This window comes from Leisingera aquimarina DSM 24565, from assembly GCF_000473165.1.
In the GTDB taxonomy this organism is placed as follows: domain Bacteria; phylum Pseudomonadota; class Alphaproteobacteria; order Rhodobacterales; family Rhodobacteraceae; genus Leisingera; species Leisingera aquimarina.
The window spans coordinates 2,672,416-2,699,031 of record NZ_KI421504.1 but is presented as its reverse complement, the minus strand read 5'-3'; the positions used below and the strand labels follow the sequence as shown (position 1 = coordinate 2,699,031).

General features: G+C 60.6%; 27 protein-coding genes and 3 pseudogenes. 17 read left to right on the top strand and 13 right to left on the bottom strand.

Features of this window, described 5'->3' with window-relative positions; genetic code table 11:
* Positions 1-261 precede the first annotated feature (261 nt).
* Positions 262-710: pseudogene (locus AQUI_RS30145) on the top strand (integrase core domain-containing protein); the annotation flags it as partial.
* 111 nt (positions 711-821) lie between these two features.
* Here AQUI_RS30145 and AQUI_RS28305 read toward each other — a convergent pair.
* Positions 822-1,754 (bottom strand): LysR substrate-binding domain-containing protein, encoded by a 933-nt coding sequence (locus AQUI_RS28305; RefSeq protein ID WP_084294447.1) that lies wholly within the window; start codon positions 1,752-1,754, stop codon positions 822-824.
* A gap of 105 nt (positions 1,755-1,859) precedes the next feature.
* Between AQUI_RS28305 and AQUI_RS0117455 the strand changes: the two genes are divergently transcribed.
* The 3 genes from AQUI_RS0117455 to AQUI_RS0117445 all read left to right on the top strand — a co-directional run bounded on the left by AQUI_RS0117455 (position 1,860) and on the right by AQUI_RS0117445 (position 5,008).
* Positions 1,860-2,867 carry an ornithine cyclodeaminase family protein gene (locus AQUI_RS0117455; protein WP_027258657.1) on the top strand — a complete coding sequence of 336 codons (1,008 nt, stop codon included), beginning with the start codon at positions 1,860-1,862 and terminating at the stop codon, positions 2,865-2,867.
* Position 2,868: 1 nt separating this feature from the next.
* Entirely contained in the window at positions 2,869-4,377 is a 1,509-nt protein-coding gene (locus tag AQUI_RS0117450) for an aromatic amino acid ammonia-lyase (RefSeq protein WP_027258656.1), read from the top strand.
* Between the two features lie 226 nt (positions 4,378-4,603).
* Positions 4,604-5,008: a transposase gene (locus AQUI_RS0117445; protein ID WP_027258655.1), complete on the top strand. Its 405-nt coding sequence runs from the start codon at positions 4,604-4,606 to the stop codon at positions 5,006-5,008.
* Positions 5,009-5,155: 147 nt separating this feature from the next.
* On the opposite strand, the gene AQUI_RS0117440 is transcribed toward AQUI_RS0117445, so the two are convergent.
* The 3 genes from AQUI_RS0117440 to AQUI_RS32280 are packed head-to-tail and all read right to left on the bottom strand — an operon-like array spanning position 5,156 to position 7,172.
* Positions 5,156-6,145: a tyrosine-type recombinase/integrase gene (locus tag AQUI_RS0117440; RefSeq protein WP_027256782.1), complete on the bottom strand. Its 990-nt coding sequence runs from the start codon at positions 6,143-6,145 to the stop codon at positions 5,156-5,158.
* A complete protein-coding gene (locus AQUI_RS28300) occupies positions 6,031-7,056 on the bottom strand; it encodes a tyrosine-type recombinase/integrase (protein ID WP_156916860.1) in 1,026 nt (341 codons plus the stop codon). Before AQUI_RS28300 ends, AQUI_RS0117440 begins: the two co-directional genes overlap by 115 nt.
* Positions 7,050-7,172 (bottom strand): hypothetical protein, encoded by a 123-nt coding sequence (locus AQUI_RS32280; RefSeq protein WP_281172014.1) that lies wholly within the window; start codon positions 7,170-7,172, stop codon positions 7,050-7,052. The genes AQUI_RS28300 and AQUI_RS32280 overlap by 7 nt, the downstream gene beginning before the upstream one ends.
* Between AQUI_RS32280 and AQUI_RS31560 the strand changes: the two genes are divergently transcribed.
* Entirely contained in the window at positions 7,172-7,321 is a 150-nt protein-coding gene (locus tag AQUI_RS31560; protein WP_211236035.1) for a hypothetical protein, read from the top strand. The genes AQUI_RS32280 and AQUI_RS31560 overlap by 1 nt on opposite strands.
* 868 nt (positions 7,322-8,189) lie before the next feature.
* Here the strand turns inward: AQUI_RS31560 and AQUI_RS32275 are convergent.
* Positions 8,190-8,312 carry a hypothetical protein gene (locus tag AQUI_RS32275; RefSeq protein WP_281172013.1) on the bottom strand — a complete coding sequence of 41 codons (123 nt, stop codon included), beginning with the start codon at positions 8,310-8,312 and terminating at the stop codon, positions 8,190-8,192.
* A gap of 184 nt (positions 8,313-8,496) precedes the next feature.
* Between AQUI_RS32275 and tnpB the strand changes: the two genes are divergently transcribed.
* From tnpB to AQUI_RS32010, 3 genes and pseudogenes are all read left to right on the top strand, one after another.
* Positions 8,497-8,781, top strand: a complete 285-nt coding sequence (tnpB, locus tag AQUI_RS0117410; RefSeq protein ID WP_156916859.1) for an IS66 family insertion sequence element accessory protein TnpB — start codon at positions 8,497-8,499, stop codon at positions 8,779-8,781.
* 373 nt (positions 8,782-9,154) lie between these two features.
* Positions 9,155-9,751: a type I restriction-modification enzyme R subunit C-terminal domain-containing protein gene (locus tag AQUI_RS0117400; RefSeq protein WP_211236034.1), complete on the top strand. Its 597-nt coding sequence runs from the start codon at positions 9,155-9,157 to the stop codon at positions 9,749-9,751.
* Between the two features lie 49 nt (positions 9,752-9,800).
* A pseudogene (locus AQUI_RS32010) lies at positions 9,801-10,622 on the top strand (HsdM family class I SAM-dependent methyltransferase); the annotation flags it as partial.
* Between the two features lie 303 nt (positions 10,623-10,925).
* Here the strand turns inward: AQUI_RS32010 and AQUI_RS32005 are convergent.
* Positions 10,926-12,608, bottom strand: a pseudogene (locus AQUI_RS32005) (SdrD B-like domain-containing protein); the annotation flags it as partial.
* Between the two features lie 633 nt (positions 12,609-13,241).
* Here AQUI_RS32005 and AQUI_RS31295 point away from each other — a divergent pair.
* Positions 13,242-13,415 carry a hypothetical protein gene (locus tag AQUI_RS31295; RefSeq protein WP_169730806.1) on the top strand — a complete coding sequence of 58 codons (174 nt, stop codon included), beginning with the start codon at positions 13,242-13,244 and terminating at the stop codon, positions 13,413-13,415.
* Positions 13,416-13,481: 66 nt separating this feature from the next.
* Here AQUI_RS31295 and AQUI_RS0117390 read toward each other — a convergent pair whose 3' ends face one another.
* Complete coding sequence (locus AQUI_RS0117390) at positions 13,482-15,965, bottom strand: PAS domain-containing hybrid sensor histidine kinase/response regulator (protein ID WP_027258649.1); 2,484 nt, start codon at positions 15,963-15,965, stop codon at positions 13,482-13,484.
* A gap of 25 nt (positions 15,966-15,990) precedes the next feature.
* Positions 15,991-16,488, bottom strand: a complete 498-nt coding sequence (locus AQUI_RS0117385; protein ID WP_027258648.1) for a putative pterin-binding protein — start codon at positions 16,486-16,488, stop codon at positions 15,991-15,993.
* 322 nt (positions 16,489-16,810) lie between these two features.
* On the opposite strand from AQUI_RS0117385, the gene AQUI_RS0117380 reads away from it, so the two are divergent.
* On the top strand, positions 16,811-17,425 hold the full coding sequence (locus AQUI_RS0117380) for a response regulator (protein ID WP_027258647.1): 615 nt from the start codon (positions 16,811-16,813) through the stop codon (positions 17,423-17,425).
* A 36-nt stretch (positions 17,426-17,461) separates the two neighbouring features.
* Here AQUI_RS0117380 and AQUI_RS0117375 read toward each other — a convergent pair whose 3' ends face one another.
* Complete coding sequence (locus tag AQUI_RS0117375; protein ID WP_027258646.1) at positions 17,462-18,667, bottom strand: cytochrome P450; 1,206 nt, start codon at positions 18,665-18,667, stop codon at positions 17,462-17,464.
* A 187-nt stretch (positions 18,668-18,854) separates the two neighbouring features.
* On the opposite strand from AQUI_RS0117375, the gene AQUI_RS0117370 reads away from it, so the two are divergent.
* The 4 genes from AQUI_RS0117370 to AQUI_RS32365 all read left to right on the top strand — a co-directional run bounded on the left by AQUI_RS0117370 (position 18,855) and on the right by AQUI_RS32365 (position 19,933).
* Positions 18,855-19,184: a TfoX/Sxy family protein gene (locus AQUI_RS0117370; protein WP_027258645.1), complete on the top strand. Its 330-nt coding sequence runs from the start codon at positions 18,855-18,857 to the stop codon at positions 19,182-19,184.
* A 69-nt stretch (positions 19,185-19,253) separates the two neighbouring features.
* A complete protein-coding gene (locus tag AQUI_RS30140; protein ID WP_035920059.1) occupies positions 19,254-19,424 on the top strand; it encodes a YqaE/Pmp3 family membrane protein in 171 nt (56 codons plus the stop codon).
* Complete coding sequence (locus tag AQUI_RS28285; protein WP_342665599.1) at positions 19,417-19,704, top strand: DUF4112 domain-containing protein; 288 nt, start codon at positions 19,417-19,419, stop codon at positions 19,702-19,704. Before AQUI_RS30140 ends, AQUI_RS28285 begins: the two co-directional genes overlap by 8 nt.
* Entirely contained in the window at positions 19,661-19,933 is a 273-nt protein-coding gene (locus AQUI_RS32365; protein WP_342665621.1) for a DUF4112 domain-containing protein, read from the top strand. The genes AQUI_RS28285 and AQUI_RS32365 overlap by 44 nt, the downstream gene beginning before the upstream one ends.
* A gap of 53 nt (positions 19,934-19,986) precedes the next feature.
* Here the strand turns inward: AQUI_RS32365 and ndk are convergent, their stop codons facing one another.
* Positions 19,987-20,409, bottom strand: a complete 423-nt coding sequence (gene ndk / locus AQUI_RS0117355) for a nucleoside-diphosphate kinase (RefSeq protein ID WP_027258644.1) — start codon at positions 20,407-20,409, stop codon at positions 19,987-19,989.
* Positions 20,410-20,658: 249 nt separating this feature from the next.
* On the opposite strand from ndk, the gene AQUI_RS0117350 reads away from it, so the two are divergent.
* From AQUI_RS0117350 to AQUI_RS0117340, 3 genes are read left to right on the top strand one after another with little or no spacing between them, the layout of a single operon-like run.
* Positions 20,659-22,506, top strand: coding sequence for an ABC-F family ATP-binding cassette domain-containing protein (locus AQUI_RS0117350; RefSeq protein ID WP_027258643.1), 1,848 nt, complete (start codon positions 20,659-20,661; stop codon positions 22,504-22,506).
* Positions 22,503-23,123: a MarC family protein gene (locus tag AQUI_RS0117345; RefSeq protein WP_027258642.1), complete on the top strand. Its 621-nt coding sequence runs from the start codon at positions 22,503-22,505 to the stop codon at positions 23,121-23,123. The genes AQUI_RS0117350 and AQUI_RS0117345 overlap by 4 nt, the downstream gene beginning before the upstream one ends.
* 44 nt (positions 23,124-23,167) lie before the next feature.
* Entirely contained in the window at positions 23,168-23,749 is a 582-nt protein-coding gene (locus AQUI_RS0117340) for a retropepsin-like aspartic protease family protein (RefSeq protein ID WP_027258641.1), read from the top strand.
* A gap of 76 nt (positions 23,750-23,825) precedes the next feature.
* Here AQUI_RS0117340 and AQUI_RS0117335 read toward each other — a convergent pair whose 3' ends face one another.
* From AQUI_RS0117335 to AQUI_RS0117325, 3 genes are all read right to left on the bottom strand, one after another.
* Positions 23,826-24,377 (bottom strand): CHAP domain-containing protein, encoded by a 552-nt coding sequence (locus AQUI_RS0117335; RefSeq protein ID WP_027258640.1) that lies wholly within the window; start codon positions 24,375-24,377, stop codon positions 23,826-23,828.
* A 159-nt stretch (positions 24,378-24,536) separates the two neighbouring features.
* The gene (locus AQUI_RS0117330) at positions 24,537-24,995 is read right to left on the bottom strand and encodes a DNA polymerase III subunit chi (protein ID WP_027258639.1); all 459 of its coding nucleotides are present in this window, start codon (positions 24,993-24,995) and stop codon (positions 24,537-24,539) included.
* 6 nt (positions 24,996-25,001) lie between these two features.
* Positions 25,002-26,477, bottom strand: a complete 1,476-nt coding sequence (locus tag AQUI_RS0117325) for a leucyl aminopeptidase (protein WP_027258638.1) — start codon at positions 26,475-26,477, stop codon at positions 25,002-25,004.
* Positions 26,478-26,616 lie beyond the last annotated feature (139 nt).

Genomic DNA, 26,616 nt, shown 5'->3' with positions numbered 1-26,616 from the left:
ACTTCAACCTGCCGTAACTTCACGACAATCTCTTCAGGCTTGGGTCTCTTAATCGCCATCTATGGTCCTCCGCTTTCCTAATCATAGGGGCGGACCACTTCATTGGGGGAGGCTCAGTCCGTCCGTTTCGTTCCCATAGCTCGTCTCCTTTGCTGCAATAAATGCTATCAAAGGAGCGGCATCAAACCGCGACACGTCCAAAGATTGCCGGTCCCCTCTCGGCAGATTTGGCATGGCCAAATCGCCTGCCGGTCAATGGGTCGTGTCAGCACCCCGGCGCATGCCGGGTTCGTTCTCGATGCTCTGGGGCAGGCAGTTCAGGAGCGGCGGCCGGCAAAGGCGATGGGGCTTGTTCACCACTCCGGCCGCCGTTCTCGGCGATGCTCGCATCGCCTGTCACGCAGTGGGTCAGCCAATACCTGTCGATCAAATACACAGAGCGGTTGGGAGAAGCTGGTATCGAGCCCTCTGCCGGCAGCGCCGGAGACAGTTNCGACAATGCCTTGGCCGAGACGATCAACGGCTTGTTCAAGGCCGAGGCCGTTCACCGCCGCGGCCCTTGGCGCAACTTCGNGGCAGNGGAATACGCAACACTCGAATGGGTGGACTGGTTCAACANCCGCCGCCTGCTCGAGCCTATCGGGAACATTCCGCCGGCAGAAGCAGAGGCCAATTTCTACGCCGCCCTGGAAACTGAGGACATTGCCGCGCAACTAACTGAAATCAGCCTCCGGCAAACCCGGGGCGGTTCAAAGAGCCGCCGGACGGGCCGTCAAATGTTTGCGCCGAATGCACGTGCAGACCTGACGCCTGCGGTGCTTCTAGTGCGCTTTCTCGGGTGCATCCTTCGGAAACAATTCTTCCAAAAACGCCCGCAACGGCGGTTTCATCTCAGCCGCACCGGATTGCGGCGCAGCTGAACGCGGCACGATTGCAAAATAGGAATACGGCAGCGGCAGGCCTGGTTCGCCAACAACGGCGCCCTGATGGGCAGGATGTTCCGCCTCCGCCAGCATCTTAGGCACCAACGCAATGCCTGCCCCCTGTTTGGCGAGCGCAAGGGCAACCGCAGCGCCGCCGACACGCAGACCTTTGCGCAGATTCGGACTTCTGGCCACTCCAGCGGCCCGGAACCAGTTTGCCCAGGTCGGGTGCGAGGCATACTGCTCCCCCCAATCGGTGTGAATCAGCAAAGTGTCCGGCACTGCGGCAATCCCCGAGCCCGCCAGCTGGCTATCGTAAAACGCCTGCGTGCAGAACGGATAGGCCACGTCTTTGAACAATGGCAGCCGGGTGTGCTGCGGATAAAGATGGCTCTCATAAGTTATCCTAAGGTCGGTGCGCGTATTCAACAGATCGACCGGATCAGCTTCGATCCGCAGCTCGATCCCGGTGCCGGGAAACGCCTCGCGAAAACGCGAAATGGCGGGGGCGACCCAGCTTTCTGCCAAAGACTGGATTGTGCTGACTGCAAGCCCGGAGCGGGCCTCCGTTTCAATTAGATTTTCCGTGGCCGTCGAAATGGCCGTCAATGCTTCGGAAATTTCCGGGTAATAGGTCCGTCCGGCATCGGTCAGCAGCAGGCGGTTATTCAACCGGTGAAACAGCGTTTTTCCAAGGAAATCCTCAGCATTCTTGACCTGCATGCTGACCGCTGCCGATGACACCCCAAGTTCGGACGCCGCTGACGTAAACCCGCCCAGACGCACCGCTGCTTCAAAGGCCTTAAGCGCATTCAAAGGTGGAAGAAGCATGGATGGGCCCTTTTGAATCAGAAAAACTTAGGCAAGCCTCACATTTTTCGATCTGTAAAGCCATCACGCAAAGGCCATCATGGCCAAGAAACGGGAGTGGCAGACATGGCGCGCATAGAGATCGAATACCTGGGGCAGCCGGAAGTGGACCGGGTGGCTCTCAGCAACGACGACATACTGGACGCGGTTGAGCAGACTTTGGTTGCAGCCGGCCGCAACAAGACTGTCATCGAACCGCGGATGCATCTGACACCGGATCCGGCGTTCAACGGGCATTTCAACGTGCTGCGCGGATATGTGGCGCCGCTGGATTATGCAGGCGTCAAGATCGTCGGGGATTACGTCGACAATTACAAACAGGGCCTGCCGTCCGAGCTGGCGCTTTTGAACCTGTTTTGCCCCAGGACCGGGGCGCCGCGCGCCGTGATCGACGCCGCAGGCATTACCGATATGCGCACCGGTGCGCTGACGGCCCTGGGGGCCAAGTGGCTGGGGCCGAAGACCCCAAAGATCTTGGGCCATGTCGGGGCGCGCGGCACCTCCTACTGGAATGTGCGCCTGCTGGATCACCTGTTCGATTTTAAAGAAATCCGTGTTCATTCGCGGCGGCCCGAAAGCCAGGAGGCCTTTGCCGACCGGCTGCGCCAGGATCTGGGAAAAGACGTGACGGTGACCACCGACTGGCAGAGCTGCCTGGAAGGGGCTGACATTCTGGTCGAGGCAACGCGCCTAAATACCCCGACGCCGATGTTTGACCGGTCCTGGGTCAAGCCGGGCGCCTTTGTGGTGCCATATGGAACCATGAGCACGCTGCCTCTGGATTTCATCGAGGGGTTTGACAAGCTTGTCATGGATGATCTGGGGCAGATGCGCGCCGGGCATCTGGGAGCGCTGAGGCCGCATATTGATGCAGGCCTGGTCAGCGAGGAGTCTTTCTATGCCGAGATTGGCGAAATTGCAGCAGGATTAAAGCCGGGACGCGAAACGGACCGCGAAACCATTCTGTTCTGGCATCGGGGCATGTCCACAAGCGATATCGCCCTTGGGGCAAAGATACTGGAGCGCGCCAGAGAGCTGGGGATCGTTCAGAACCTGCTGTACCGGGAGGCCTGACATGGAAACGCTCCGGCTGGATGGCGCGTCGCTGACGGTAGAGGATCTTGACCGGGCCGCGCACGGGAACTGGCACCTGGACCTCGCCCCGGAAGGGCTTGCCAGAATGAGCCTGACACACGCGCTGGTCGCGCGGGCCATCGCGGAGAAAATCCCGGTTTACGGCGTGACAACCGGACTAGGTGCGCGGGCGACCGAGGCACTAGACGCAGAAGCACTCGCCGATTTTTCACTGCAGACGCTGCGGGGACGTGCCCACGCCATCGGCCCATTGGCCGCACCCGAAGTGGTGCGGGCGGGGCTGATCGTCCGGCTGAACACGATGCTTGGCGGATACAGCGCTGCCCGGCCCGAGGTCGCCCGGCATATCGCCAGCTGCCTGAATACGGGTCTTGTCCCGGTGACTGGTTCTGTTGGGTCAATCGGCGCGGCGGATCTGGTACTGAATGCCGCAATCGGGCTTGCACTGATCGGCGAAGGAGAGATGTATGCCAGCGATGGCAGCATCAGCCCCAGCGCCGAACTGATGCAGGCACATGGGATTGCTCCCCTAAAGCTTGCACCCCGAGACGGGCTGGCGCTGGCCAATCACTCCTGTGCAACTGCCGCCAGGGCCGCACTGACCGTGTCCAAAGCCGCAACCGCCTTTGAAGCGGCGCAGACCTCTGCCGCGATGTCGATGGAAGGGTTCCGGGCGAATACCGGTCCTCTGGACGAAACCATTTTGTCCATCAAGCCGCATCCCGGCCACCTGAAAGCAGCAGCCGGCCTGCGCAACCGGCTGGCTGGCAGTGCGCTGTTTGAACCCGGCCAGGCCCGGCGCCTGCAGGATCCGCTGTCATTCCGAAATATTGTGCAGATCCATGGCACGGCCAAAACTGCGCTGGACCGGGCCATGGACTGCGTGCAAATCGAGATCAGCAGCGCCAGCGACAATCCGGTTGCCCTGGCTGCAAGCGGAAAAATGGTGTCTTGCGGCGCCTATTTCACCTCCGAGATTACCAGTGCCGCCGAAACTCTGAGCCGATCGTTTGTCCCATTGGCCATGGCACAGCTTGCCCGCGCCGCCAAACTTCTGAACCCCGAATTCAGCGGCTTGCCCAGCTTTCTGGCAATGCAGGACAGCGCGTCCAACGGGTTCGCTCCGGTCATGAAAGTCACCGAATCCCTGGTGGCCGAAATCGCGCATGCCGCCCAATCGGTGCCGGTTTGGCCCAGCGTGAATGCAAATGGAGTGGAAGATTGCCTGACAGGTTCCCCGGCAGCCGTCAGCGCGCTGGACAGGATCGCTGACAATGTCTTTCACCTGACGTCGATTGAATTGCTCATTGCCTGCCAAGCGATAGAAATCCGCAACACCACCGGCAGCAGCGGCGGATTTCTAACTGGCATAAAGGAACAGGTTCGAAGGATTTCTCCCCCGTTGCGGGATGACCGGCCGCTTGCAAAAGAAATCGAGCATCTGTCAGCCGCCCTAAAACAAAAACGCATTGCTGTTTTCCGGTCCTGACGCAATCGGGCAGCAATTTTCAAATGCGGCTATCAGGCTGCAAGAGCCCTGGCTGAAACAGTTTGTGCCAAGCGGTTTGAAGTTTTTCTGGCCTTCAAGGCGCGGCAAGAGTTTCTTGCCGCGCCTTCTTTTTATCGCCCCTTTAGGGTAAGCGGTGCAAAGACCCCATGTTTCAATAAAATAAGGGGTTTGAGATACTGGCGCCACCTGAAGAAAGGAGGTGGTGATGCTGGACGGAATGATGCCGGAAGAGGTGAAGATGTGGGGATTCACGGTCCCTGTTTCCTCTTCCGTGCGGCGTAAATGGCCTGACGCGCTCCGCGCCAAGGCTGTTCAAACGATCCTTGCTGGAGCCGGAATCCGCGAGACGGCTGAGGAGATCGGAGCCAACAAATCGCTGGTCGCTCTCTGGGTTAAGAAGGCCGGCACTTCCGGGAAGAACCCAGCTTTTGTCGAGGTCGTTGCTCCTGTGGCCCAGCCGCCCTCTGCATCTCCTCACGTCAATGGACCCGAGGCTGCAAGCAGCACCTCCTGCCGGATCAGTATCGGAGCGGCAGCTGTCGAGATACTCCTTGGCTATCCTGCCGATCACCTGGTGGAAGTTTTGCGGGCCGTGAGGGCAGCACAATGATTTCTCCTGCCAGCAACTTCCGGATTTACCTTGCCTCGGAGCCGGTGGACTTCCGCAACTATGTGGCGACGATTATTATGCGGAGCCGAAGAAGCAGACCGGCACTTTTTCGGACGGTTCCGCCTACATTGACTCCGCATAACTATTCTACCGCGCGGAAAGCATCGCGAGCAGTTTGTCCGGTGGCCGGAACTTGCCCGGCTTGATGCCGAGCGGCTCCAGAGCGTCAAGCATCTCGAGTTTTTCGGTTGGGTCGGCGCGCAAGTAGATCTCGGTGCTCTGGAGCGTGGCGTGACCAAGCCACAGTGCGACCTTGCGAATGTCCCGGGTCGCCTGAAGCATGTGCATTGCGCAGCTGTGCCGCAGAACATGGGGCGTTATCGATTTGGCCGCCAGGGTGGGCGCGATGCGGGCAGCCGTATTGGCATGTTTCTCGAGAATGTATTCGAAACCGGCACGCGTCATCATTCGACCGGCATTGTTCAGGAAGAGCGCGGTGTCGCCGACTTCGGGTCTGATCGCGATCCAGGCGCGAATTGCGGCAGCGGTTTCCTGCCAGAGCGGCAGCACGCGCTCCCTTCGTCCTTTGCCAATGATATGGATGCTGGCAGGGGACCGCCCGTCAAACTGGTTGAGCCCGGCGCTGATGAGTTCGGAAACGCGCAGCCCTCCGGCAAAAGCCAGATGCAGCATGGCTCGATCACGGATGCCCGATGCTGTCCTCCGATCCGGAGTATCGAGCAGCGCTTGTACTTCTGTCCTCGAAAGCGACGCTACAAGCCTCTGATCAACCTTCTTCATCGGAATGGCATGCACCCGAAGCGCCTGGTCCAGCACGGCAGGTACTCGGTGCTCGAGATAGCGAAAGAAGGACTTTACGGCTGCCAGCCTTGCGTTGCGCGTACGGGCCTTGTTGCCTCGCGTCTGTTCGATGTGCTCGAGAAAGGCAAGGATCGTGGGCACGTCGATGTCTTCGATCTGCAGCAGGCACGGCCGCTTTCTCAATCGCCCGGCGGCGAATGTCACCAGCAGTTGGAAGCTGTAGGCATAGGCATCGCAGGTATGAACGCTTGCGCGTCTTTCATTGGGAAGATGGTTGCGCAGGAAGGCGGCGAGGTGCTGGGCAAGCTGGGCCATGCCGTCACCCCGCAATGCAGCCTCTCGCCGTCAGCTGCCATGTGTGTCATCAGCTCGGGTGTTACCTCGAGATACCAGTATGTATCGGTGACATGGGCATGCCCCAAATAGGTACTGAGGGCCGTGATATGCCGCGCCACGGCTTTGGAATCGTGCGCACAGGCCTCAAGGGAGCGAACAGCAAATGTGTGGCGCAGATCATGAATCCTGGGGCCCGGTGTTCCTGCCGCACCGCGCAAGCCGATTGACCGCGTGATCTGGAGGAATACCGTTGCGACTGTCGAATAGGCGAGCGGCGTGCCCTGATGCGAAAGGAAAAGTGTGCCGCTCGGGCTGGCCGCCTTCAGACGCATCGTAAGATACCCGTCAAGAGCGCGTCGAGTCGTTGGATGCAGTGGCAACAGCCGGCTCTTCTTAAACTTGGTCTGGGCAATGATCAGGCCGTCATCGGTCACGTCCGGCAATCGAATGGCGATGGCCTCTGAAACGCGCATGCCTGTTGCCGCAATCAACCCGAACATCGTGGCGTAGGTGAGCGGCCGGATCGAGCCAGCGGGGCCAAGCCTCTGGGCGGCGTCGATCAGCCGTTGGATATCACTGGGACTGTAGATGTAAGGCGTGCGCCGCTTGCGGCTGGCACGGCCGAAGAGATCGGCGGAGGGAACTTCATGGCTCGGATCTTCGGCATTAAGCGCGCGCGCGAAGCGACGTACTGTCAAAAGCCGGTTGCGACGTTGTTCTGGAGAAGATGCCTGTAGTGCCCATTCTTGCACGGTGGCTGTTGTTACGACATGCTCACTGCGGCTCTCGGCAAAGGCAACGAAGTTGCGTAGAAGACTGCCTTGGGTACGGAATTTCAACCCCAGCGCCTGGTGCAGCGCGACATGATCGGCGAGGAGTTGACTCAGCATGTCAATTCTCCCGGCCAGGGTTGAGCGATCTGTTCCAGCATCGCGATACCGACCTTGGCGTAATGCGCAGTCATATCAAGCGAGCGGTGGCGCAGAACCGTGCCGACAGCTTCCAATGTGGCCCCCGACCGGCAGCATCGAAGTTGCCGCGGAGTGGCGCAGCAAGCTCGCTCCGCTCGATGGCGGATCGGAAATGCCGGCGCGCTTTAATGCCAGCGCCACAATGGCCGAGACGCTTGGCATGATTGCTCAAATGAGCGGGTAGGGGGACCATCATGAGAAAGACCGCGTCCTGAGGCATGCGCGGGCGTTCCTGTTCGATATACGCGAGAGGAGCGCATCGCTCATCTTGCGGCAACGGCAGCCGAACCTGGCGACGGCGCCTTGCCACCTCAACTTCAGGATACCGGCGTTCCAGTCGATGATGCCGCCCAGTCTGAGACCAGCGACATCCCCGGCCCGCACCCCCAGGCGCCGCCAGAAGGAGCAGGATCGCCCGGTCGCCGCACGCGCGCCCCGGGCAAGCTGATCGCAGGATGCAATGACACGTTCCACCTCCGATCTCTTCGCCAGATACCGCGGCAACGACGAAAGACGACATCACATGTCCAGTGACCCGGCGGAATGGCGTGATCAGGGTTGGGACGGCACAAGCCCGCGCCGGCGAGAAAGCGAAGATAGCTTCGCAAGGCGCGCTTGTTATGGTTCTCAGGCCGGCCGGACCGGTTTGCCCCCGCCATTTGCGGACAACAAAACGTATCCGGGCAGCATCATAATCGTGGGTCGCTGTACCGAGTTCCGGCAACAGCTTATTGAGGATGCGGAGATGACGGGAAACTGTCCGTTCCGCCAAACCCCGATGCAAACGCAGCCAGTGCTGATAGTCGTCAAGCAAGGGAAATTCTGGCGCGGCCTTCAACGGCGGAGGGGCGACGCCCGCACCTTGTAGGAAAACAACAAACCTTCTGGCACGTCGCGCATACTTTGGTGAGACATGCTGCCATCGCCGCCCGCCGGGACATTGGCACTGGTGTTCGGCGAAGCGACGAACAACTCCATCATCGACGCTGACCATCGGTATGCCGGTGCTTTCCAGCCAAACCGCGAAATGGCGTGCCGATGCCCTGTAGCCTTCAATGGTCAGCGGCGATACCTATGACCGCGCTCTTAGCGCCAAGCTCGTCCGCGAACTGATCGATCCACAACGAAACCGGCCCCGGATCCAGGAACCAGCGATTACGGTATTGGTCAGTCATCTTCTCTCTCCTCAAGGTGTGAAACCATCGCGGGAGAGCATAGTTATGCGGGGCGCATGTGCCTGTTTGTTCTGCCTAACCGGCTGTAAAAAAGCCACAATCCAAGAGGCGATGTACACGGCTCCGCATAATAATCGTCGCCACATAGTTGCGGTTATGCAGAGGACTGCATAACCGCAAGGGTATGGACGGGCTTGCCGCCTGCGTAGCCAACAATTTCGAGCTCGATCCCTATTCCGGGGCGATTTACGTGTTCCGCTCACGGCGTGCCGACCGGTTGAAGATTCTGGTCTGGGATGGCTCCGGCCTTGTGCTGATCGCGAAACGGCTGAACGGCAAGCGCTTCACCTGGCCGAAACCGCAGGCCGGGCCTGTCACCTTGAGCAAAGTGCGGTTCGATGCCCTTTTCGAAGGGATCGATTGGACCCAGGTAGCAGCATCAAACAGCCGCAAGCCCGTTTTCCTTTAAACCCACAGCCAGTTCCATGTTGAGCGGCCGGGCGTTCCTGGCCAACAGCCCAACTTTGCCAGAGGTCTTACCCTGATGTCCCGCATCCCCTTCATCGAAGCCCGGTTTTTCAAACCGGAGGACATCTCCTAATACTCTCGAGAAGAGGTTCGCGCAGCATCTGCGCGACCTGCGAAGCCGGAAGCTGCCTGATACCGGCGCTGGTGCGGAGAACGCAGACAACAGTGAAAAATCCGCGAGGCGCCGCCACTCCACCAGCCCCAGCGAACAGGAGAGCGCGCGGATCAACCACCGTGTTGCTCTTCTTCTCGAGCACCGGAAAGCCGCTTCCGGCATAGGGCATCTCACCCGGGAACACAGGGAACGGCTTGCTGTGCTGCGGGATGACGTCAGGCTGGCTGCGATCGCTACTGAACACCAGGCTGATGAACTGGCCTGCGTCTACTGCCTATTCTGCTGGATGGGCCGCCCGGTATCGGTAAAAGCCACTGGGCGCGGCGCCTCGGGCAGTTGCTCACAGTCCCAATGGCCGTTGTCGAGGTTACCAGTAAGATCGCGTCGTTCGGCGTTCACGTCATTCGTGAAAAACAACCAGAACAAGATTGCTGCTCTATCAATCGTCGTGCAGCGGCCAAGAGAACTCACACGGACCGAGCTACGTAACCTGCGGCTGGAACTGGACAAGTTGGGGTTTTCAGAAACGAGCCTTCGCCGTGCGTGGAATGACGCCTCGAATGAAGATATCGCCGCTTCGATCATAGGATTCGTAAGGCAGGCTGCACTGGGCGACCCCTTGATCCCGTTTGAAACCCGCGTGCAATCTGCTACGAAGGCAATCCTAGCCAAGGCGAAGTGGACAGACCCTCAAAAGACTTGGTTACGGCGTATTGCCGAGCAAATCACAAAAGAAATCGTCGTGGACCGCGAGAGCCATCGACCAGGGCACCTTTACCGCACAGGGGGGCTTTAACCGCCTCAATCGAGTGTTTAATTGTAGTGGTTCGGATGTGACCTGACAGTTGGCCGTTTTTCCGGCGGCGCCTGTCAGGTCACATCCGAACCACTACAACAGCATCATTCGCCTGGTCAAACCGCAACCCGGCGAAATTATCCAAGACCCTGCCGCTGGCACCGGCGGCTTCCTTATCGCTGCTGACCGCGCGATCAAGGACACCACCGACGACCTGTTCACGCTTACCGAAGAACAGGGCAATTTTCAGCGCCGCCTTGCCTTCCGGGGGCATGAATGGGTGCCGGACACGCACCGTCTGTGCGTCATGAACATGCTTTTGCATGGGATCGAAAGCCTTGTGGGTTGCGAGGACAGTTGCGCACCGCAGGGCGAAACGCTCGGCAAGGCGGATGTGATCCTGACCAACCCGCCGTTCAACAAGATGTCGGGCAATGTGAACCGCCCGGACTTCACCCTGACAGCGGGCGAACGTGTCGGCCCGATGCCCTTCCTCGAACACGCCGTTCGTAACCTCAAGAATGGCGGGCGCTGCACCATTGTCATGCCCGACAACATCCTCTTTGGCGACGGCACAGGCACCGAGCTGCGCCGCTTCCTGATGGTGAACTGCAACTTGCACACAATCCTGCGCTTGCCAACGGGGATCTTCTATGCTCAAGGCGTCAAGACCAACGTGCTGTTCTTCACCTGTGTGACGGACAAGGTCCACCCGGCGAACCACGTGCAACAGGCCACCAGGGACGTCTGGCTCTACAACCTGCGCACCAACATGCCGTCCTTCGGCAAGACCAATCCGCTGAAGCCAAACGACTTCGAAGAATTCGAAAGCCTCTTCGGTCCCGATTCCCTGGGCGGCGCAGACCGCGAGGAACAGGGCGAAGAAAGCCGCTGGCGCAAGCTGACCCGTGAACAAATCATCGAACGCGGCGACGACCTCGACTGGACATGGCTGCGCGACGAAAGCGGCGATCCCGAAGATGACATGACCGAGCCAGATGGAATCGCCGCAGCGATTTTGGGCCACCTTCGCGCTGCTCTGGACGAGATCGAAGCTCTCAGCGAAGAGCTGGAAGACATCCGCCTGGAAGTCGCGCCAGACAAAAACGTCATCGCCATCCCCGCCAAAGGCCCTGTCTGCACCCTCGCCGATCCGGTTGATTTCATCATCGCCTTGGCCTGCAAAAATCAGATCGTTTCCAACATTGCCGTCGATCTCGTCATTGCCGGCGCCGGCGAAAATGAAGTCGTCGCCCGGATTGGCGCTGATGTCGTCGTCACCATCGCCGCCCAGGATCTGGTCGTTGTCGCCGCTGCCCGCGATCGTGTCATTGCCGGCGCCGCCGGAAATGAGGTCATTGCCGCGGTTGCCCGACAGATCGTCATCCCCTTCGCCGCCGATGATCGTGTCATCGCCAGCCGAACCTTGGATCGAGTCGTTGCCGCCCGCCCCGTCGATGCCATCGTTGCCGCCGCGGCCAGCGATGGTGTCGCCGCCGCTGCCACCGATGATGATATCATCAAGGCCTGAGCCTTCGAAGGTTTCGCCCCCGCCGCCCAATATCACGGCGCCCGGCGCGGACGCGTCCGGAGCAGCAATGTCGCCCAACAGAAGCTCGGCTGTCGCCATCCGGCCCTGGCTGTCGGCAATGGTGTAGCTCACAACGTCAAACCCGCCGGTTGCTTCCGCAGTGGCGGTGTAGGTGATCTGGCCGTCCGGCTCGACTGACGCCGTGCCAAACTGCCCGTCTGTAACGGACATGACAACCGGCGTGCCGGGAGCTTGACCCGGATTGTCATTTGCCAGCACATCAACACTGACGCTGCCGTTCAGGGCAGGCAGATCAGCCGCATCATCGCTGGCCGAAAGGATCAGGGAGGAGATCAGAACGTCCTGATCGTCAAACTGCAGCAATTCCACATCAATCAACAGGTCTTCACCATCCGGCCCCGTCACTGTGAGCGAACTTCCGTCCAGTGCATTCAGTGTGATCGTGTAATCCGCAGCCGCACCGCCGAAGATTGCGGTGTCGAAATCGAAACTGCCGTCGATCGTATCATTGCCGGCGCCTCCGATGGCTGTGTCATTGCCCCGGCCCAGGTCGATGAAGTCATCGCCGCCGCGCGCATCAACCAGATTATTGCCGGAGAACCCGCGGAAATTGTCATCCGTATCGCAGCCGATGAGCACATCATCCACCCCCGACTCGCCGAAGATGTTACCGCAGGGGCGGATACCGGCGTCGATATCGCTGGCAGCCTCGCCTTTGCCTATTTCGATTATCTCGACCTTGCCAGCGGCAGTAACATCGGAGTCGATTGTATCATCACCGCCCTGATCCTGAGCGACGAAGCCGAAGCCGTCGACCTCAGCAAACAAGACCTCATAGCTGCCTCGGTCCAGATCTTCGAACGCATAGAAGCCATCGGCATCCGTCGTCGTGGTGGACACCTCGCCTGTATCAAGGTTCGTCAGAGTAATCTCTGCGCCGGCAACGCCCGCTTCGCCATTGTCGGTGTCACTGCCATCGGTGTCGAAGAAGTAACGGCCCGAGAGCGATCCCGGCTGCCCTTCGAAAACACCCAGATCAATGTCGGTTTCTGTGCCGGCACCAACAGCGATCACGCCGGACATGCCGTTTGCATCAACATCTGAATCGATCGTATCGTCCGAGCCCGCGTCCTGAATGGTGAATTCGGTGCCGTCAGGCGCCACGCCCATGATCTTGTAATCGCCGGCTTCGATGCCGTCGAACCTGTAGTTCCCTTCGGCATCGGTGGTCGTTGTGGCAACAATCATGCCGCCGGCATCAAGCAGCTTGATCGTGACATCAGCCTTGCCCGGCTCCGACACCATTTCTTGCTGGTCCTGGCCTTCGAGAACGATGTTATCGATGCGCACATATTCGTAGCCATCGCCCTTGGTCCTGATCGTGATGTCTTCCCCTTTGCTGATGGCAACATCCTTGATGACATAGGTTGAAAAGCCACCATCATTCGACCCGCCGCCATCTGAATCAGCCCCCAGCCGGATTGCTTCAACTAACTGACCATCTACCTTCAGCTTAATTTTGCTTTGGCCGTCGTTTTCATCCTGAACGCGTATCTTTACGTCGTAGACACCGGTTTTGCCGTCAAAGGTGGTGCTCAGCGTGCCGTAGCACCCTGCATAAGCCAGCTTGACAAGCTCGCCGCCGGACGCCTGGCTGCCGTCAACTGTCTTAAAGCCGCTTTTGTGCATGTTCTCGGCTTCGATTGTGTAGTCGCAACCGGGGATGGTGGTCAGCTCCCCGATAATGCCGTCACAATCCAAATCGCCAAAAACGGTGCCCGAAATGGATCCGGTTTCAATCTTGTCACCCGCGCCAAGGCATTTGTAATCAACCCAGTTGCCCTTGATGCCGCAGGTCTTGACCACAGTCAATTCAACCCCGGCCGGGGGAACATCATTATAAAAGGTGAAATAGTCTTCGCCCTCTCCGGGGGCGTCATGGCCTTCGATCTTGATTTCGATCAGGTAATAGGTATTGCCGTCCGAGCCCTTCAGGACGTGATAGCTTTCGGCATACATCTTCCCGCCGGCCGGTTCGCCATCGACATAAGCGTTTTGGCCGCACCTATCATCCGCGCTTTAATTTTGAATCAGAACCAATTGATTTCTTGATGAAATCTGACTGAGCGCGGCGCATCCGGCGATTCTGCACCATCAGCCGCCAGCAAGGAAACTGGTTTACACGTGCAAATGCGGGGCCAGAACCAGTGCCGCGCTGGCCCAGGCCTGCTGGAATGGCGCAACCGGAGGCGTCCCCCCATCTTCCGCAGCCTCGATCGCCAGCATCGCCGCGCGCAGGTCGGCCAGGCCCAGAACAGCCGCTGACCCTGCCAGCCGGTGCGCCTCTTTGCGCTGGCCAGCGTCGAGAACCGCGCAACCATGCAGCCCGTCCTGCAACTGATTTACCTCCTCGCAAAAGGAAGCCAGAAAGCTGCGTGCCCGGTCCTGCCCAAGGGCTTCAAAAAACTGGTGGATGTCCGACTGCGTTCGCGGCAGCACCTTGACCCCGCCGCCTGCCCTGCGGTCTATCACATCAGCCAGCTCAGCCTTGTTGGCCGGTTTGGTCAGAACTTCGGCGAACCCGGCGTCCAGAATGCGGGCGTGATCCTCCGCCGCGGCATGCGCGGTGAGCGCCACAATGTCGGTGCCCTCGGCCAGCTTTTGGGCGCGGATCCGGCGCAGCGCCTCGATCCCGTCCACCTGCGGCATGCTGATGTCCATCAGGATCAGATCAAACTGCCCGTCTTCAGCCGCCTGTACCGCCTCGGCACCGCCCGGCACAGCCGTCACCTGATGCCGCTCCTGGCGCAGCATCGTGGCCAGAAGCTCACGGTTGATGTCGTTGTCCTCGGCGATCAGCAGACGGCAGGCACCGTTCTGGCGGGGTCTGTCCCGTGCTGTCTGGCGCGGCGGCGCCTTGGCCACGGGCAACGCCAGCGAGATAGTGAACAGGCTGCCTTCGCCGAGCTCGCTTTCGCATGCAATCGTGCCGCCCATGGCCTGCACCAGACGCTTGCTGATTGCCAGTCCCAGCCCCGTGCCTTCGCTGCCGCGGCCATAGCTGGAATCCAGAGTGATGAAATCTTCGAAAATCCGGTCAAGGTCGCCGGGCGCAATGCCCTGGCCGGTGTCGGCGACATGGAATTCCACCGTCTCCCCGTCCGGCAGCCGTATCACATCCACGCTCACTGCGCCATCACTGGTGAACTTCAAGGCGTTGCCGATCAGGTTCAAAAGCACCTGCTGCACGGCGCGCGGCCGCCCGGCCACCACGGGCTTGCCGCCCAGGCTGCAGTGCAGTGACAGGTCGATCCCCCTGCCCTTGGCGTTGGCCTGCTGGCTTTCAATCAGACCGCTGACCAGTTCCTCAAGGTCAAAGATCCGCCGTTTCTCTGTATCCGCGCCGGCCTCCAGCCGCGACAGCTCCAGCACGTCATTCACATGCTGCAGGAGCAGGCCGCCCGAAACCCGCATCGCCTGCAAGTAACGGCGCTGCTCCGGTGTCGGTTCGGTTCCCTCGATCAGGTCGATGGCCCCCAGAACCCCGGTCAGCGGCGTGCGCATCTCGTGGCTCATCACCGTCAGCAGGTTTTGCTTGGCGCGCTCGCCGGCCAGCGCGTCGTCACGCGCCCGCCGCAATTCTTCTTCCGCAGCGATCCGCTCGGAGATGTCGCGCAGGAAGCCGACAAAGACCAGCTCGTTTCCCGACTGGCTGACCGATACCGACAGCTCCACCGGGAACAGCTCGCCGGACTTGCGCCGCGCTTCCAGCTGCAGCCGGCCTTTACCGGCCACCTGCGCTTCACCGGTTTGCAGAAACCGTTTCATGCCGGCCTGATGCGCCTCTTGCAAGTGATCCGGCACAATCAGGTTGACCATTTGCTGTCCCATGGCCTCAGCGCTGCTGTAGCCGAACACCGATTCCGCCGCACCATTGAAAGCAAGGATCTTGCCGTCCGCACCGACCACAAGGATCGCATCCAGCGAGGAGGCAATCATCGCCTCCATCCGCGCGGCAGAGCGGCTGCGCTCCACTGCCAGCCTGCGGCCTTTGCGGTAGAGCCGCCCCAGCAGCAGCGCCGCCAGCGCCAGCGCCAGCACCAGAGCCAGCACCACCCAGCCCAAACGTGTCAGGATGGTGAACAATTTCAGCCGCTTATCCTTGGAATCCTCCACCTGCAGCACGACACCGAACAACGCCAATTCACGCACATCTCCGCTGTTTTGCGCCAGTTCGGCGGCAAGCTCCGGCAGGCTGTCCAGCAGCGGCCCGCTGCCACTGTCAACAACCGCCGCCATGCGGTCCAGCCGGTCCTGCATCTGCTGCAGCAAGGCGGCACCTGCCGGGCTTTGCCGCAAATCCTCAAACAGCGGGCTTTCGCGGAACGTGGCGATCCGGCTGTAGTAAATATCGAACTGACGCCGCAGCCGGGGCAGATCCCCGGGCGCGCCTGCCGTCAGAACCGCGGCCTCCAGTTTGAGATGCTCAACCTCGGCCTGGGACAGATTCCATTGCATGTTGTCGGTTGCCGCAGTCGACAGCCCGCCCAGTTGCTGCAGCACCTGATGCCCCAGCCGCACCGACTGCGCCGCCAGCGCCGCCGCAATCGCCAGCACCAGCGCCAAAACCCAGCGCGGCACAGTTGGAAATCCGCGAAGCATTACCTGACTGCTCCTTGCCTGCCGCTCACGGCTGAATGACGATCCGGTCCAGTTGCCAAATACTGCGCGAATAGACTTCCTCGGTGCGGTAGGCCGGGTTGCTGTCATAAGGGTACACAACCCACAGCGGCCCCTTGTTGCGCAGGGACATTTCCGCACCGTTGCGCTCAAAGGCAACAATCGGGCCGCCTGCAACCGCATCCGAAACAGGGATTTCCACCGCATAGTCATTCACCGCATGCGCCACAAGCTGCCCGCTGCTGACGTCCATCCGTCCGACCAGAACTGCCAGCGGCACGCCGGTGAATTGCTGCGGCCCGGTGGTCCAGATGGTTTCCGTCTCAAAGGTGACCGGTGCCAGCGCACGCAGATCCTCGATCGTGTACTGCGCCGCAGGTTCCGCCGCGCCTTCCACGCCGACCGACAGCAGTACCGGTTGCACATCATCTGCAAGAACTGCAGCTGCGCACGCCATGACTGCAAGTGAAGCCACGACCGCGACCTGCGAAATCAACCCTCTCATTCCAGCACTCCTCTTTTGATGCCGTCTCCACAACAACCAGGCAAAGCATGGCATATCCGCCCCGCCCGAAAACCGGCACCTGAGGATAGGTTCATGACCTTTCGTATAGGGTGCACAACCGCCAGAGTAGTGCCATCAACCCTAATGTTGGCTTACCGGACGCCGTCAGAGCGTCGTAATATCAATAAAATTTCCAGCACACGCACAGGAGCAGTTGCAGATGTTCACGTCCCAGACCAGCCCGCAATCCAAGGTTGACAGTTTCGAAACCCTTGTCGCTGTAGACTGGGACCGGGAATTTAAGAACAGGTCTAGTGGCTACATGCGCATTTTGCTGGCAGACGATCATGATATGGTCCGCGAAACAATCTCCGCCTACCTCAAATCCGAGGGCGGTGCTGAGGTCGCTCTGGCGACTGATCTGCCAGGTGCGATTTCGCAGATTTCCGAACTCGGCCCCTACGACCTGGTGCTGCTCGACTACAACATGCCCGGCATGATGGGACTCGACGGCCTGGCCAAGGCGCTGGAGGCCAATGGCGGCAAGGGCGTAGCCATTCTGTCCGGCAGCGCGCCCGCCCGCACCGCGCAAGAGGCGCTGGATGCCGGTGCCATCGGCTTCATCCCCAAGACCATGGGCGCGCAGTCACTGCTCAATGCCGTGCGCTTCATGAGCGCGGGAGAGATCTACGTGCCCGTCGATCTGATGCGCGAAGACGCCTCGGCCAACACCCATCCGCTCGCTGAAAAACTCAGCCCGCGCGAACTGGAAGTGCTGAACGGATTGTGCCGCGGCTTGTCGAATAAGGAAATCGCCCGCGAGCTGGAGTTGCAGGAAGTGACAATCAAACTGCACGTGCGCACGCTTTGCCGCAAGCTGGAGGCCAAGAACCGGACCCAGGCCGCCCTGACCGCCAAGGAGGCCGGGCTGTTCTAAGCGCGCCAGCCTGACAGCGCCCCTGTTGACCCTATTTCACTCCAACTCCGCCGGCAGCGCCGCATAGCCGCGAAAGCGGATTCGCCCGCCCGGCACCCGGCCAGGCAGCAGGCGATAACCCGGGAAACGGTGCAGCAGGCGTTCAATGGCGACCCTCCCCTCAAGCCGTGCCAGCGTCAGCCCCACGCAGACATGGGGACCGCCGGCAAAGGCTAAATGCCGGTTCGGCATACGGGCGACATCAAAAACGCCGGGCTTTTCAAACACCTCCGGATCACGGTTCGCCGCCCCGATCAGAAGATGCAAGTTGGTTCCCGCAGGGACTTGCATACCGCCGATGTCCACCTCTGCCGTGGTTTCCCGGTTGCCCAGCTGATTGGGCGACCGGAACCGCAGCACCTCCTCTATGGCAGGTTTGATCAGCTCCGGCTGCTCCAGCAGCCGCTGCTTTTGGTCCGGGTGGTCATTCAGCAGCGCCAGCCCGTTGCCGATCAAGTTGGTAGTCGTCTCGTGACCTGCGTTCAGGATGAAGATGCAATTCTGGATCAGCTCAGTTTCGCTCAGAGTGCCATCTGCCCCCTCGCCGTTGATCAGCCGCGTCAGCACGTCGGTGTCAATGTCCCCCGGACTCGCCCGCCGCCGGGCGATCAAATCCTGCAAGTAAGCCCTGAACTCCTCCACCGCCCTGTGCCCGGCGGCAAGCTGATCAGTATTCAGCGCGGGCTCCAGCGCGCCGAGGATGGCCAGCGACCAATCACGCAGCGGCGCTCGCTCCGCCATCGGCACGTCCAGTAGATTGCCGATGATCTGGATCGGAATGGAGGCGGCAAAACCCTCGATCAGGTCCACCTTGGCTGCACCCGCGAGTCCGTCCAGCAAGCAATCGACCGTTTCAACCAGCCCCGGCTCCATCCGGGCAATTGCCCGCGGAGTCAGCGCCGAAGTCATGATCCTGCGCACCCGCGTGTGCAGCGGCGGATCGGAAAACACCAGAGAAGTGGTGTGATGCTCAAACAACGGCGAGCCCGCGCCGAATTTTGGTGCAAAGACTTTCTTTTTGTCCGAGGAAAACAGCGTGGTGTCCCGGTAAATCCTGTCCAGGTCGGTATGGCGGCAGACCAGCAGCGATCCATCCGGTTGCGGCAGCACCGGTGCGGCGCGCAACAAAGCATCGTAAAAGGGAAAGGGATCCTCCAGGAAACCCTCCGGCGGGTTTGCCAGGTTAAACTCCGTAATACTCACAGATACTTGCTGTCCGCTGCCCACCTGACACCCTCCCGCCGGCCATTCCGGTCAGGATTTCCGCAGGAAATGCGACTGTCAATCCGCCTTCGCGGCAAGAAACCCAGCGTCAGGACGCCGCCGCGCAAATTACAAAGATGCTGGATTGCAGCGTGACAACACCGCACGGACCAGATAGAAACAAAACATGAACACACCTATTTCTTCCATCCGAAACCTTGGCCCCGCATATGAGGACGCCTGCAACCGGGCCGGCATTTCTTCAGCCGAAGACCTGCGCGCCATCGGCGCTGATGCGGCCTATGCCAAACTGCTGAAAACCGGCACCCGGCCGCATTTCATCGGCTACTACGTGCTGGTGATGGCGCTACAGGGGCGGCCTTGGAACGATTGCAAGGGCAAGGAAAAAGAGGAGCTTCGTCAGCGCTTTGACGAGATAAAGGCCAACAGCTTTGACACCCATCAGGCCGCATTCGAAGCGGCCCTGGACATGATCGGCGTTGTAGCGCGCAAATAGCAGGGTGGAACCCAATGGGGTATCCAGGGGTTGGTTCATCAACGGGACACTAACCAAAGGAGATCCTCGATGGACCTGATCCGGATTATTTTTGCAGTCATTCTGCCACCGATTGGCGTATTTCTGCAGGTTGGCCTGGGCAAACATTTCTGGCTGAACATCGTGCTGACGATCCTCGGCTATATCCCGGGCATCGAACACGCTGTCTGGATTATCGCAAAGACGCCTGAACATGCCTGACACCGCATATCACGAAGACCGCCTGCAATCATTGGAACGCTTAGCGCACCGTATGGACCACGCGTTCCGCATTCCTTTGATCGGAATGCGGAACGGCTGGGACAGCATTCTGGGCTTGGTTCCCGGCGTCGGCGACGAGATGGCGCTGCTGCCTGCGGGCTATATCCTGCTCTCGGGCCGCCGCATGGGCGCATCACGCGGCACGCTTGCGCGTATGGCTGTCAACATCGGCGTTGATGCGCTTTGCGAGTACGATCCCGCTGGCAGGCGATCTTTTTGACATCGGCTGGAAGGCTAACACCCGCAACGTTGCCCTGCTGCGCCGCCACCTGGAACAATCAGCCGCGCAGGATGAGCCCATGGCAAAAAGTCTTGCGCGGCGCGGCTTTTCCAACTTGATTGCGCCGAAGGACTTGGCTGCCTGCAGCCGCTTCACCACGCAGCACCGCCCCTGCAGAACGCGCAGCCGGCAGAACGCCAGGCTTAGGACCGCTTTCTCCAACTCATAAAAAAACCGCGCCAGTCGCCCGGCGCGGCCTTCAGTCTTCGCTAAGCCTGCGGCTTAGCCGACCAGCTCGAGGCCGGAGAAGAAGTAAGCGATCTCAACGGCCGCGGTTTCCGGTGCGTCGGAGCCGTGCACGGAGTTTTCGCCAACCGATTCAGCAAATTCGGCGCGGATGGTGCCGGCCGCGGCGTCTGCCGGGTTGGTGGCGCCCATCACTTCGCGGTTCTTGGCAATGGCGTTTTCGCCTTCCAGAACCTGCGCAACGATCGGAGCGGAGGCCATGAATTCGCACAGTTCGCCGTAGAACGGACGCTCAGCGTGCACTTTGTAGAACTCGCCTGCCTGCGCCTGGGTCAGGTGAATGCGCTTTTGCGCCACAACGCGCAGGCCGGCTTCTTCGAATTTGGCGTTGATTGCGCCGGTCAGGTTGCGGCGGGTTGCATCGGGCTTGATGATCGAGAAAGTGCGTTCCAGTGCCATGGGGCAGACTCCTGTGCTGAAAAGCCGGACATCATGCCCGGCCCGTTACGAATTGCCGCCCCGATAGCATGGCTCTGTGACAGGATAAAGAGGGGATTGCGCAGCTTTGACGCCGCCGCAAAGGAGGCACACAGCCCGCAGGCTTGGGCTCCTATCCCGCTGCACATCTGAAATAAGCCGGCCACAGCCAGCGCCGACACATGGCCTGCCCCATTGACAAGGGCCAGACAGTACCGCAGTGCTCGGCCCATGTTACGTATCAGCGATATATCCTATGCGGTCGAAGGCCGCCTTCTGTTCGATGGCGCCAGCGCCACGATCCCCACTGGCCACAAGGTTGGACTGGTTGGCCGCAACGGCACCGGCAAGACCACGCTGTTCCGGCTGATCCGCAACGAGCTGTCGCTGGAATCCGGCGCCATTTCCCTGCCCAGCCGGTCCCGGATCGGCGGCATTGCGCAGGAAGCGCCATCTTCAAACGTGTCGCTGATCGATACGGTGCTGGCGGCAGACACCGAACGCGCAGACCTGATGGCCGAGGCCGAGACCGCGCAGGACCCTGGCCGGATTGCCGAAATCCAAACCCGTCTGACAGATATCGATGCCTGGTCGGCTGAGGCCCGCGCCGCCGCCATCCTCAAGGGCCTCGGGTTTGACTATGCCGCCCAGCAACGCCCCTGCTCCGATTATTCGGGCGGCTGGCGGATGCGCGTCGCACTTGCTGCGGTGCTGTTTTCCCAACCTGATCTGCTGCTGCTGGACGAACCGACCAACTACCTGGATCTCGAAGGTGCGCTGTGGCTCGAGGCCTATCTGGTGAAATACCCGCACACCGTGATCATCATCAGCCACGACCGCGAGCTGTTGAACCGCTCGGTGAACGGCATTCTGCACCTCGAAGAGCTGGGGCTGACCTATTACTCCGGCAACTACGACCAGTTTGCCCGTCAGCGCGCCGCCAACCGCGCCAATCAGGCTGCGCAAGCCAAAAAACAGGATGCCCGACGCGCCCATCTGCAAGCTTTTGTCGACCGGTTCAAAGCCAAGGCCAGCAAAGCCAAACAGGCACAAAGCCGGGTGAAGATGCTGGAGAAGATGGAAACCATCCGCGCGCCCGAAGATGCGGCGCGCACGGTGTTCACCTTCCCCGAACCCGAGGAACTGTCGCCGCCGATCATCGCGACTGAGGGTGCTTCGGTCGGCTATGACGGCACTGCGATCCTCAGCCGGCTGGATTTGCGCATCGACCAGGACGACCGTATCGCGCTCTTGGGCAAGAACGGCGAAGGCAAATCCACTCTGTCCAAAATGCTGTCAGGCCGTCTCGATGTGATGGCGGGCAAGATGACCCAATCCGGCAAGCTGCGGATCGGGTTCTTTGCCCAGCATCAGGTGGATGAGCTGCACATTGAAGAAACGCCGCTGCAGCATTTGCAGCGCGAACGCCCGGACGAAGGCCAGGCCCGCCTGCGTGCCCGGCTGGCCGGCTTCGGCCTGGGATCAGATCAGGCCGATACCGAGGTCGGGCGCCTGTCTGGCGGGCAGAAAGCGCGGCTTTCGCTGTTGCTGGCCACCCTGCCCGCCCCTCATCTGCTGATCCTTGATGAACCGACCAACCACCTGGACATCGAAAGCCGCGAAGCGTTGGTGGAGGCTCTGACGGCCTATTCCGGCGCCGTCATTCTGGTCAGCCACGACATGCACCTGCTCAGCCTCGTTGCGGACCGGCTGTGGCTGGTGTCGGGTGGCACGGTGAAACCGTTTGAGGGCGACCTGCCAGCCTACCGCGATCTGCTGCTGACGCGCGACAAACCCGCAGGCAAACCCAAGGCCGCCAAACCCAAGCGCCCCACCCGCGACGCGATTCTGGCGCTGCGCGCCGAGGTGCGCAAAGGCGAGGCCCGGCTCGAAAAAGTCAGCGAAATGCGCGACAAGCTCGCCAAAAAACTGGCGGACCCCGCCCTTTATGATGACGGACGCAAAGACGAAGCCGTTGTCTGGCAGCGCAAATATGCCGAAGTTATGGAAGCCCAGGACCGCGCCGAGGAACTTTGGCTGAAGGCGGTGGAGAAACTGGAAAAAGCAGAGGCGCAATGATCGACACCGCTTTTCTGATCACCTCCTTTGTCACTCTGTTTGTCATCGTTGACCCGATCGGCCTGACACCGATCTTTCTGGCGCTGACGCAGGGTATGAGCCCGGCACAGCGCCGCTCCATCGCTTTGCGCTCAACCATCACCGCGGCAATCCTGCTTGCGTTGTTTGCGGCACTTGGCGAGGCAGTGCTTGGTTTTGCAGGCATTTCCATGGCCGCATTCCGCATTGCAGGCGGCGTGCTGTTGTTTCTCACCGCGCTCGACATGCTGTTCGAACGCCGCAACAAACGGCGCGAAGACCGCAGCGAGGAGGATGATTTTGATGATCCTTCAATCTTCCCGCTGGCGATCCCGCTGATCGCAGGCCCCGGATCCATCGCCACTGTCATCCTGCTTGCGGGTCAGCAGCCCGGCATTGCCGGCTTTGCCATGGTCATGGGCGTGGTGGCCGCGGTGCTGGCGATCCTGTTGGTGATGTGTCTGTTTTCCGGCATGTTCGAACGGCTGCTTGGCAAAACCGGCATCACCGTGGTGACCCGCCTTTTGGGCATGCTGCTGGCGGCGCTTTCTGTCCAGTTCGTACTCGACGGGCTGCGCGCATTTGGATTTGCAGGCTAGCATAACGCCCCGGCCCGCCTACATTATATGCAGGAGGTGCGCAGATGGGCGAGTTTGAGATCGGGCGGGTTATTTATCTGGTTGTCTTGCTGGTTGCAGTCGGATCCTGGGTGTTTGTGCAAAACCGCCAATCCATCGGCAAGACGCTGCAGATGTTTGCCGTCTGGGGATTTATCTTCCTTGGTGTGATCGCCTCTTACGGGCTGTGGGAGGACATCCGCCAAACCGTGCGCCCGCAGCAAAGCGTCGCTGTTGATGCTGGACGGGTCGAAGTGCCGCGCGCGCCCGACGGACATTACTACCTGACACTGGAGGTGAATGGCGCAGCTGTCCCGTTCCTGGTCGACACCGGTGCCAGCGAAGTTGTGCTGAACGCGCGCGATGCAGAGCGTGCCGGCATTGATACCGACACCCTTGCCTATCTCGGCCGCGCCCGCACCGCCAATGGCGAGGTGCGCACGGCCTCCGTCTGGATCGAAGAAATGTCGCTGGGCGGCATCACCGATACAGACGTGCGCGTCTGGGTCAACCAGGGCGAACTGGAGCAATCCCTGCTGGGCATGGGCTACCTGCAGCGCTGGTCCAGCATCGAAATCCGCAATGGCGCATTGGTGCTGACCCGCTGATCACGCGCCTTGCGGCGCAGGCCTCCGGCAGGGGTATTTCGAACCAGAAAGAAGCAACAGGCCGCTTCCCTGCGTTTCACCCTTCGTCCAAGTCCGGCAGAATGAAGCCGTTGACCGGATAGACGCGCCCAAAGGCCCCTGGATTGCTTTCCAACCGAACAGCAGACCAGTCATTTTCAGCAGACACGTCGATCACCGCCATCCCCAGCGAGACCTTGTTACGGCGCCAGTTGGCATGATTTATCCGGATCCTGCGCGCGTCCTCAACCTTGGACACCACTGCAACATGGCCCAGCGGATTGGACCGGGTCGCCCGGAAAGCCATCACCGCGCCCGGTTCCGGCTCCTGCCCGCGGCTGAACTGGCCTTTGGCCTGCGCCCACCAGGTTTTTGCATTGCCGAAGATCTCGATCCCGCTGGCATTGCGGGCGAAAGGCACACACCAGACACGGCGCCCCCTGGATTGCAAAGACTGAACCTCTTGAACCGCGTACTCCAGACGCGCTGCCTCAGCCTCGGCCCGGGCCACCGATCCGCCTTGAATATCACCGCAATTGGCGAGGAACAGCAGCCCCGCCCCAACAAACGGCAGCAGCCGCGCCCGACGGAACGCATGTAATACTTTCATCTGTCCCCCAGTGTCCTGGTCTTTTGTTCTGATCTTTTGACCGGGAGAATTACTGCGGCGGCGCCTTTGGCGCGAGCCTTTCCTGCGAAGCTGAAACAAATCTGAAGGAAATTGGCGGGATCCCGCCGATACCACGTGCTGGCAGGCCAGTTTCCCGGCCTATTTCTCGGCCTTTTTCTCCCAGCGCCCGCTTTCCTCGGACCAGTACTGCGCGGAGCAGCCCGCATCAGTCAGGCTTTTCCACTGGCTGCGGGCGTGTTGCACGGCTTCCGGATCGGTGCCGTCAAACAGAATGCAGACACGGCTCAGCGTCTGAACCTCTTCCGCGCTGACCGCAGCGCCATCCACCGCCATCACGCATTCCGGGGTATTGGCTGCCTCCGGCCCTGCCGTCAGCAGAACCGGCTGCAGCGCGTCATGGGGGCCGCCCGCCAGGCCATGGGCCAGGAAGCTTTCCTCCGGCCCCAGCCACAGACGGTCATCCAGCCAGGCCAAACGTTCGGGATCGCGCCCGCGCACGGCAATGCGCCAGCCCGCCCCGCGCGCCTTGTCCAGAAGGACCGGCAAAGTCTCCTCCAGCGGCCTGCGCGTCAGATGATAGAAATAGGCAGCCCCCATGAACGCTTATTCCGCCTCGAACTTTTCCGCGACCAGCCGGTTCAGCGCCATCACGCCCCACCCGGTTGCACCCTTGGGCGCATAGTCCGTATCCGCCTTGACCGAGGCCACACCGGCGATGTCCAGATGGATCCAGGGCATATCTTTCTTGATAAAGCGTTGCAGGAACTGTGCCGCAGTGATCGAGCCCGCCGGGCGCCCGCCCACGTTTTTCATATCGGCAATGCGCGATTTCAACTGATCATCATAGGCCTTGCCCAAGGGCATCCGCCAGGCGCCCTCACCCTCGGAGCGTGCGGCTTTCAAGAAGGCATTGCACAGATCGTCATCGTTGGAGAACACACCGGCATTTTCATGCCCCAGCCCGATGATGATCGCGCCGGTCAGGGTCGCCAGATCAATCACACCCGCAGGCTTGAACCGCTCTTGTGCATACCAAAGCACGTCACACAGAACCAGACGGCCCTCGGCGTCGGTGTTGATGATTTCAACCGTGTCGCCCTTCATCGACTTCACCACATCACCCGGACGAGTGGCATTGCCCGAGGGCATGTTCTCCACAAGGCCGACCAGCCCGACCACATTGGCCTTAGCTTTGCGCAGTGCCAGGGCCTTCATGGTGCCGGCCACGACACCGGCGCCGCCCATGTCCATGGTCATGTCTTCCATGCCGCCCGCTGGCTTCAGGGAAATACCGCCGGTGTCAAACACCACGCCCTTGCCAACCAGCGCCAGCGGGGCTGCGTCCTTGGCGCCGCCTTTCCATTGCATCACCGCCACTTTGGAGGGACTGTCAGAGCCCTGACCGACGCACAGCAGCGTGCGCATGCCCAGCTTTTCCAGGTCCGCCTCTTCCAGGACTTCAACCTCAAGGCCGATGTCTTTCATTTCTTCGATGCGGCGGGCGAATTCCGTGGTCGTCAGCACATTGGCAGGCTCATTGACCAGATCCCGGGTCATGTGAACGCCTTCAGCCACTGCCAGCAACGGTCCGCAAGCAGCTTCGAGGTCAGACGGTATTTTGGAAGCGATCACCACCTCGCCTTCAGGCTTGTCTTCGGCGGGGGTCTTATGGTCATCAAAGCCATAGTCGCGCAGCGCCAGCCCCATGGTGAGGTCAGCGGCCTTGTTCATGCTGCCGGCCATCACTGTCAGCCGCTTGCCCGCGGCCGCCTTGGCCAGTTTTGCGCCCGCCTGGCGTGCCTCTACCGGAGTCAGTTTGCGCGGCAGCACCAGCACATGCAGCGCCTCGGCTTGCATGCCTGCCGGCCAGCCGAGCGACACCACATCACCCGCCTTGGCCTTTTTGAAGCCTTCCGATTCGATCAGCCGGGCAATTGCGCCCTTGCTCAGCCGGTTGGCTGTGCGCGCCGCCTGATCCATGCTTCCCTCAGGCGTGACCATCACCGCCACGCAGCCAGTCATTTCCGGCAGCGCCTTAGGGTCGTATTCGGCAAAACGGATCGGGGTAAGGCTGCTCATTCTTGCGCGCTCCTGCTGGTTCCATATGGTTCTTGGCACAAGAGGTATCCTGCGCAGGAGCGCTTGGCCAGACCCGCCTTTGCACCCGCGGCAGTCGCGATCTGCCGCCGAATGAGGCCCCTTGCGAGAATGCAGTTTT

Coding starts and splice junctions, on each gene's coding strand:
- AQUI_RS28305 (WP_084294447.1), bottom strand. CDS start 1,754: ATGCTTCTTCCACCTTTGAATGCGCTTAAGGCCTTTGAAGCAGCGGTG.
- AQUI_RS0117455 (WP_027258657.1), top strand. CDS start 1,860: ATGGCGCGCATAGAGATCGAATACCTGGGGCAGCCGGAAGTGGACCGG.
- AQUI_RS0117450 (WP_027258656.1), top strand. CDS start 2,869: ATGGAAACGCTCCGGCTGGATGGCGCGTCGCTGACGGTAGAGGATCTT.
- AQUI_RS0117445 (WP_027258655.1), top strand. CDS start 4,604: ATGCTGGACGGAATGATGCCGGAAGAGGTGAAGATGTGGGGATTCACG.
- AQUI_RS0117440 (WP_027256782.1), bottom strand. CDS start 6,145: ATGGCCCAGCTTGCCCAGCACCTCGCCGCCTTCCTGCGCAACCATCTT.
- AQUI_RS28300 (WP_156916860.1), bottom strand. CDS start 7,056: ATGCTGAGTCAACTCCTCGCCGATCATGTCGCGCTGCACCAGGCGCTG.
- AQUI_RS31560 (WP_211236035.1), top strand. CDS start 7,172: ATGTGGCCCCCGACCGGCAGCATCGAAGTTGCCGCGGAGTGGCGCAGC.
- AQUI_RS32275 (WP_281172013.1), bottom strand. CDS start 8,312: ATGACTGACCAATACCGTAATCGCTGGTTCCTGGATCCGGGGCCGGTT.
- tnpB (WP_156916859.1), top strand. CDS start 8,497: ATGGACGGGCTTGCCGCCTGCGTAGCCAACAATTTCGAGCTCGATCCC.
- AQUI_RS31295 (WP_169730806.1), top strand. CDS start 13,242: ATGGCCTTCGATCTTGATTTCGATCAGGTAATAGGTATTGCCGTCCGA.
- AQUI_RS0117390 (WP_027258649.1), bottom strand. CDS start 15,965: ATGCTTCGCGGATTTCCAACTGTGCCGCGCTGGGTTTTGGCGCTGGTG.
- AQUI_RS0117385 (WP_027258648.1), bottom strand. CDS start 16,488: ATGAGAGGGTTGATTTCGCAGGTCGCGGTCGTGGCTTCACTTGCAGTC.
- AQUI_RS0117380 (WP_027258647.1), top strand. CDS start 16,811: ATGCGCATTTTGCTGGCAGACGATCATGATATGGTCCGCGAAACAATC.
- AQUI_RS0117370 (WP_027258645.1), top strand. CDS start 18,855: ATGAACACACCTATTTCTTCCATCCGAAACCTTGGCCCCGCATATGAG.
- AQUI_RS30140 (WP_035920059.1), top strand. CDS start 19,254: ATGGACCTGATCCGGATTATTTTTGCAGTCATTCTGCCACCGATTGGC.
- AQUI_RS28285 (WP_342665599.1), top strand. CDS start 19,417: ATGCCTGACACCGCATATCACGAAGACCGCCTGCAATCATTGGAACGC.
- AQUI_RS32365 (WP_342665621.1), top strand. CDS start 19,661: ATGCGCTTTGCGAGTACGATCCCGCTGGCAGGCGATCTTTTTGACATC.
- ndk (WP_027258644.1), bottom strand. CDS start 20,409: ATGGCACTGGAACGCACTTTCTCGATCATCAAGCCCGATGCAACCCGC.
- AQUI_RS0117350 (WP_027258643.1), top strand. CDS start 20,659: ATGTTACGTATCAGCGATATATCCTATGCGGTCGAAGGCCGCCTTCTG.
- AQUI_RS0117345 (WP_027258642.1), top strand. CDS start 22,503: ATGATCGACACCGCTTTTCTGATCACCTCCTTTGTCACTCTGTTTGTC.
- AQUI_RS0117340 (WP_027258641.1), top strand. CDS start 23,168: ATGGGCGAGTTTGAGATCGGGCGGGTTATTTATCTGGTTGTCTTGCTG.
- AQUI_RS0117335 (WP_027258640.1), bottom strand. CDS start 24,377: ATGAAAGTATTACATGCGTTCCGTCGGGCGCGGCTGCTGCCGTTTGTT.
- AQUI_RS0117330 (WP_027258639.1), bottom strand. CDS start 24,995: ATGGGGGCTGCCTATTTCTATCATCTGACGCGCAGGCCGCTGGAGGAG.
- AQUI_RS0117325 (WP_027258638.1), bottom strand. CDS start 26,477: ATGAGCAGCCTTACCCCGATCCGTTTTGCCGAATACGACCCTAAGGCG.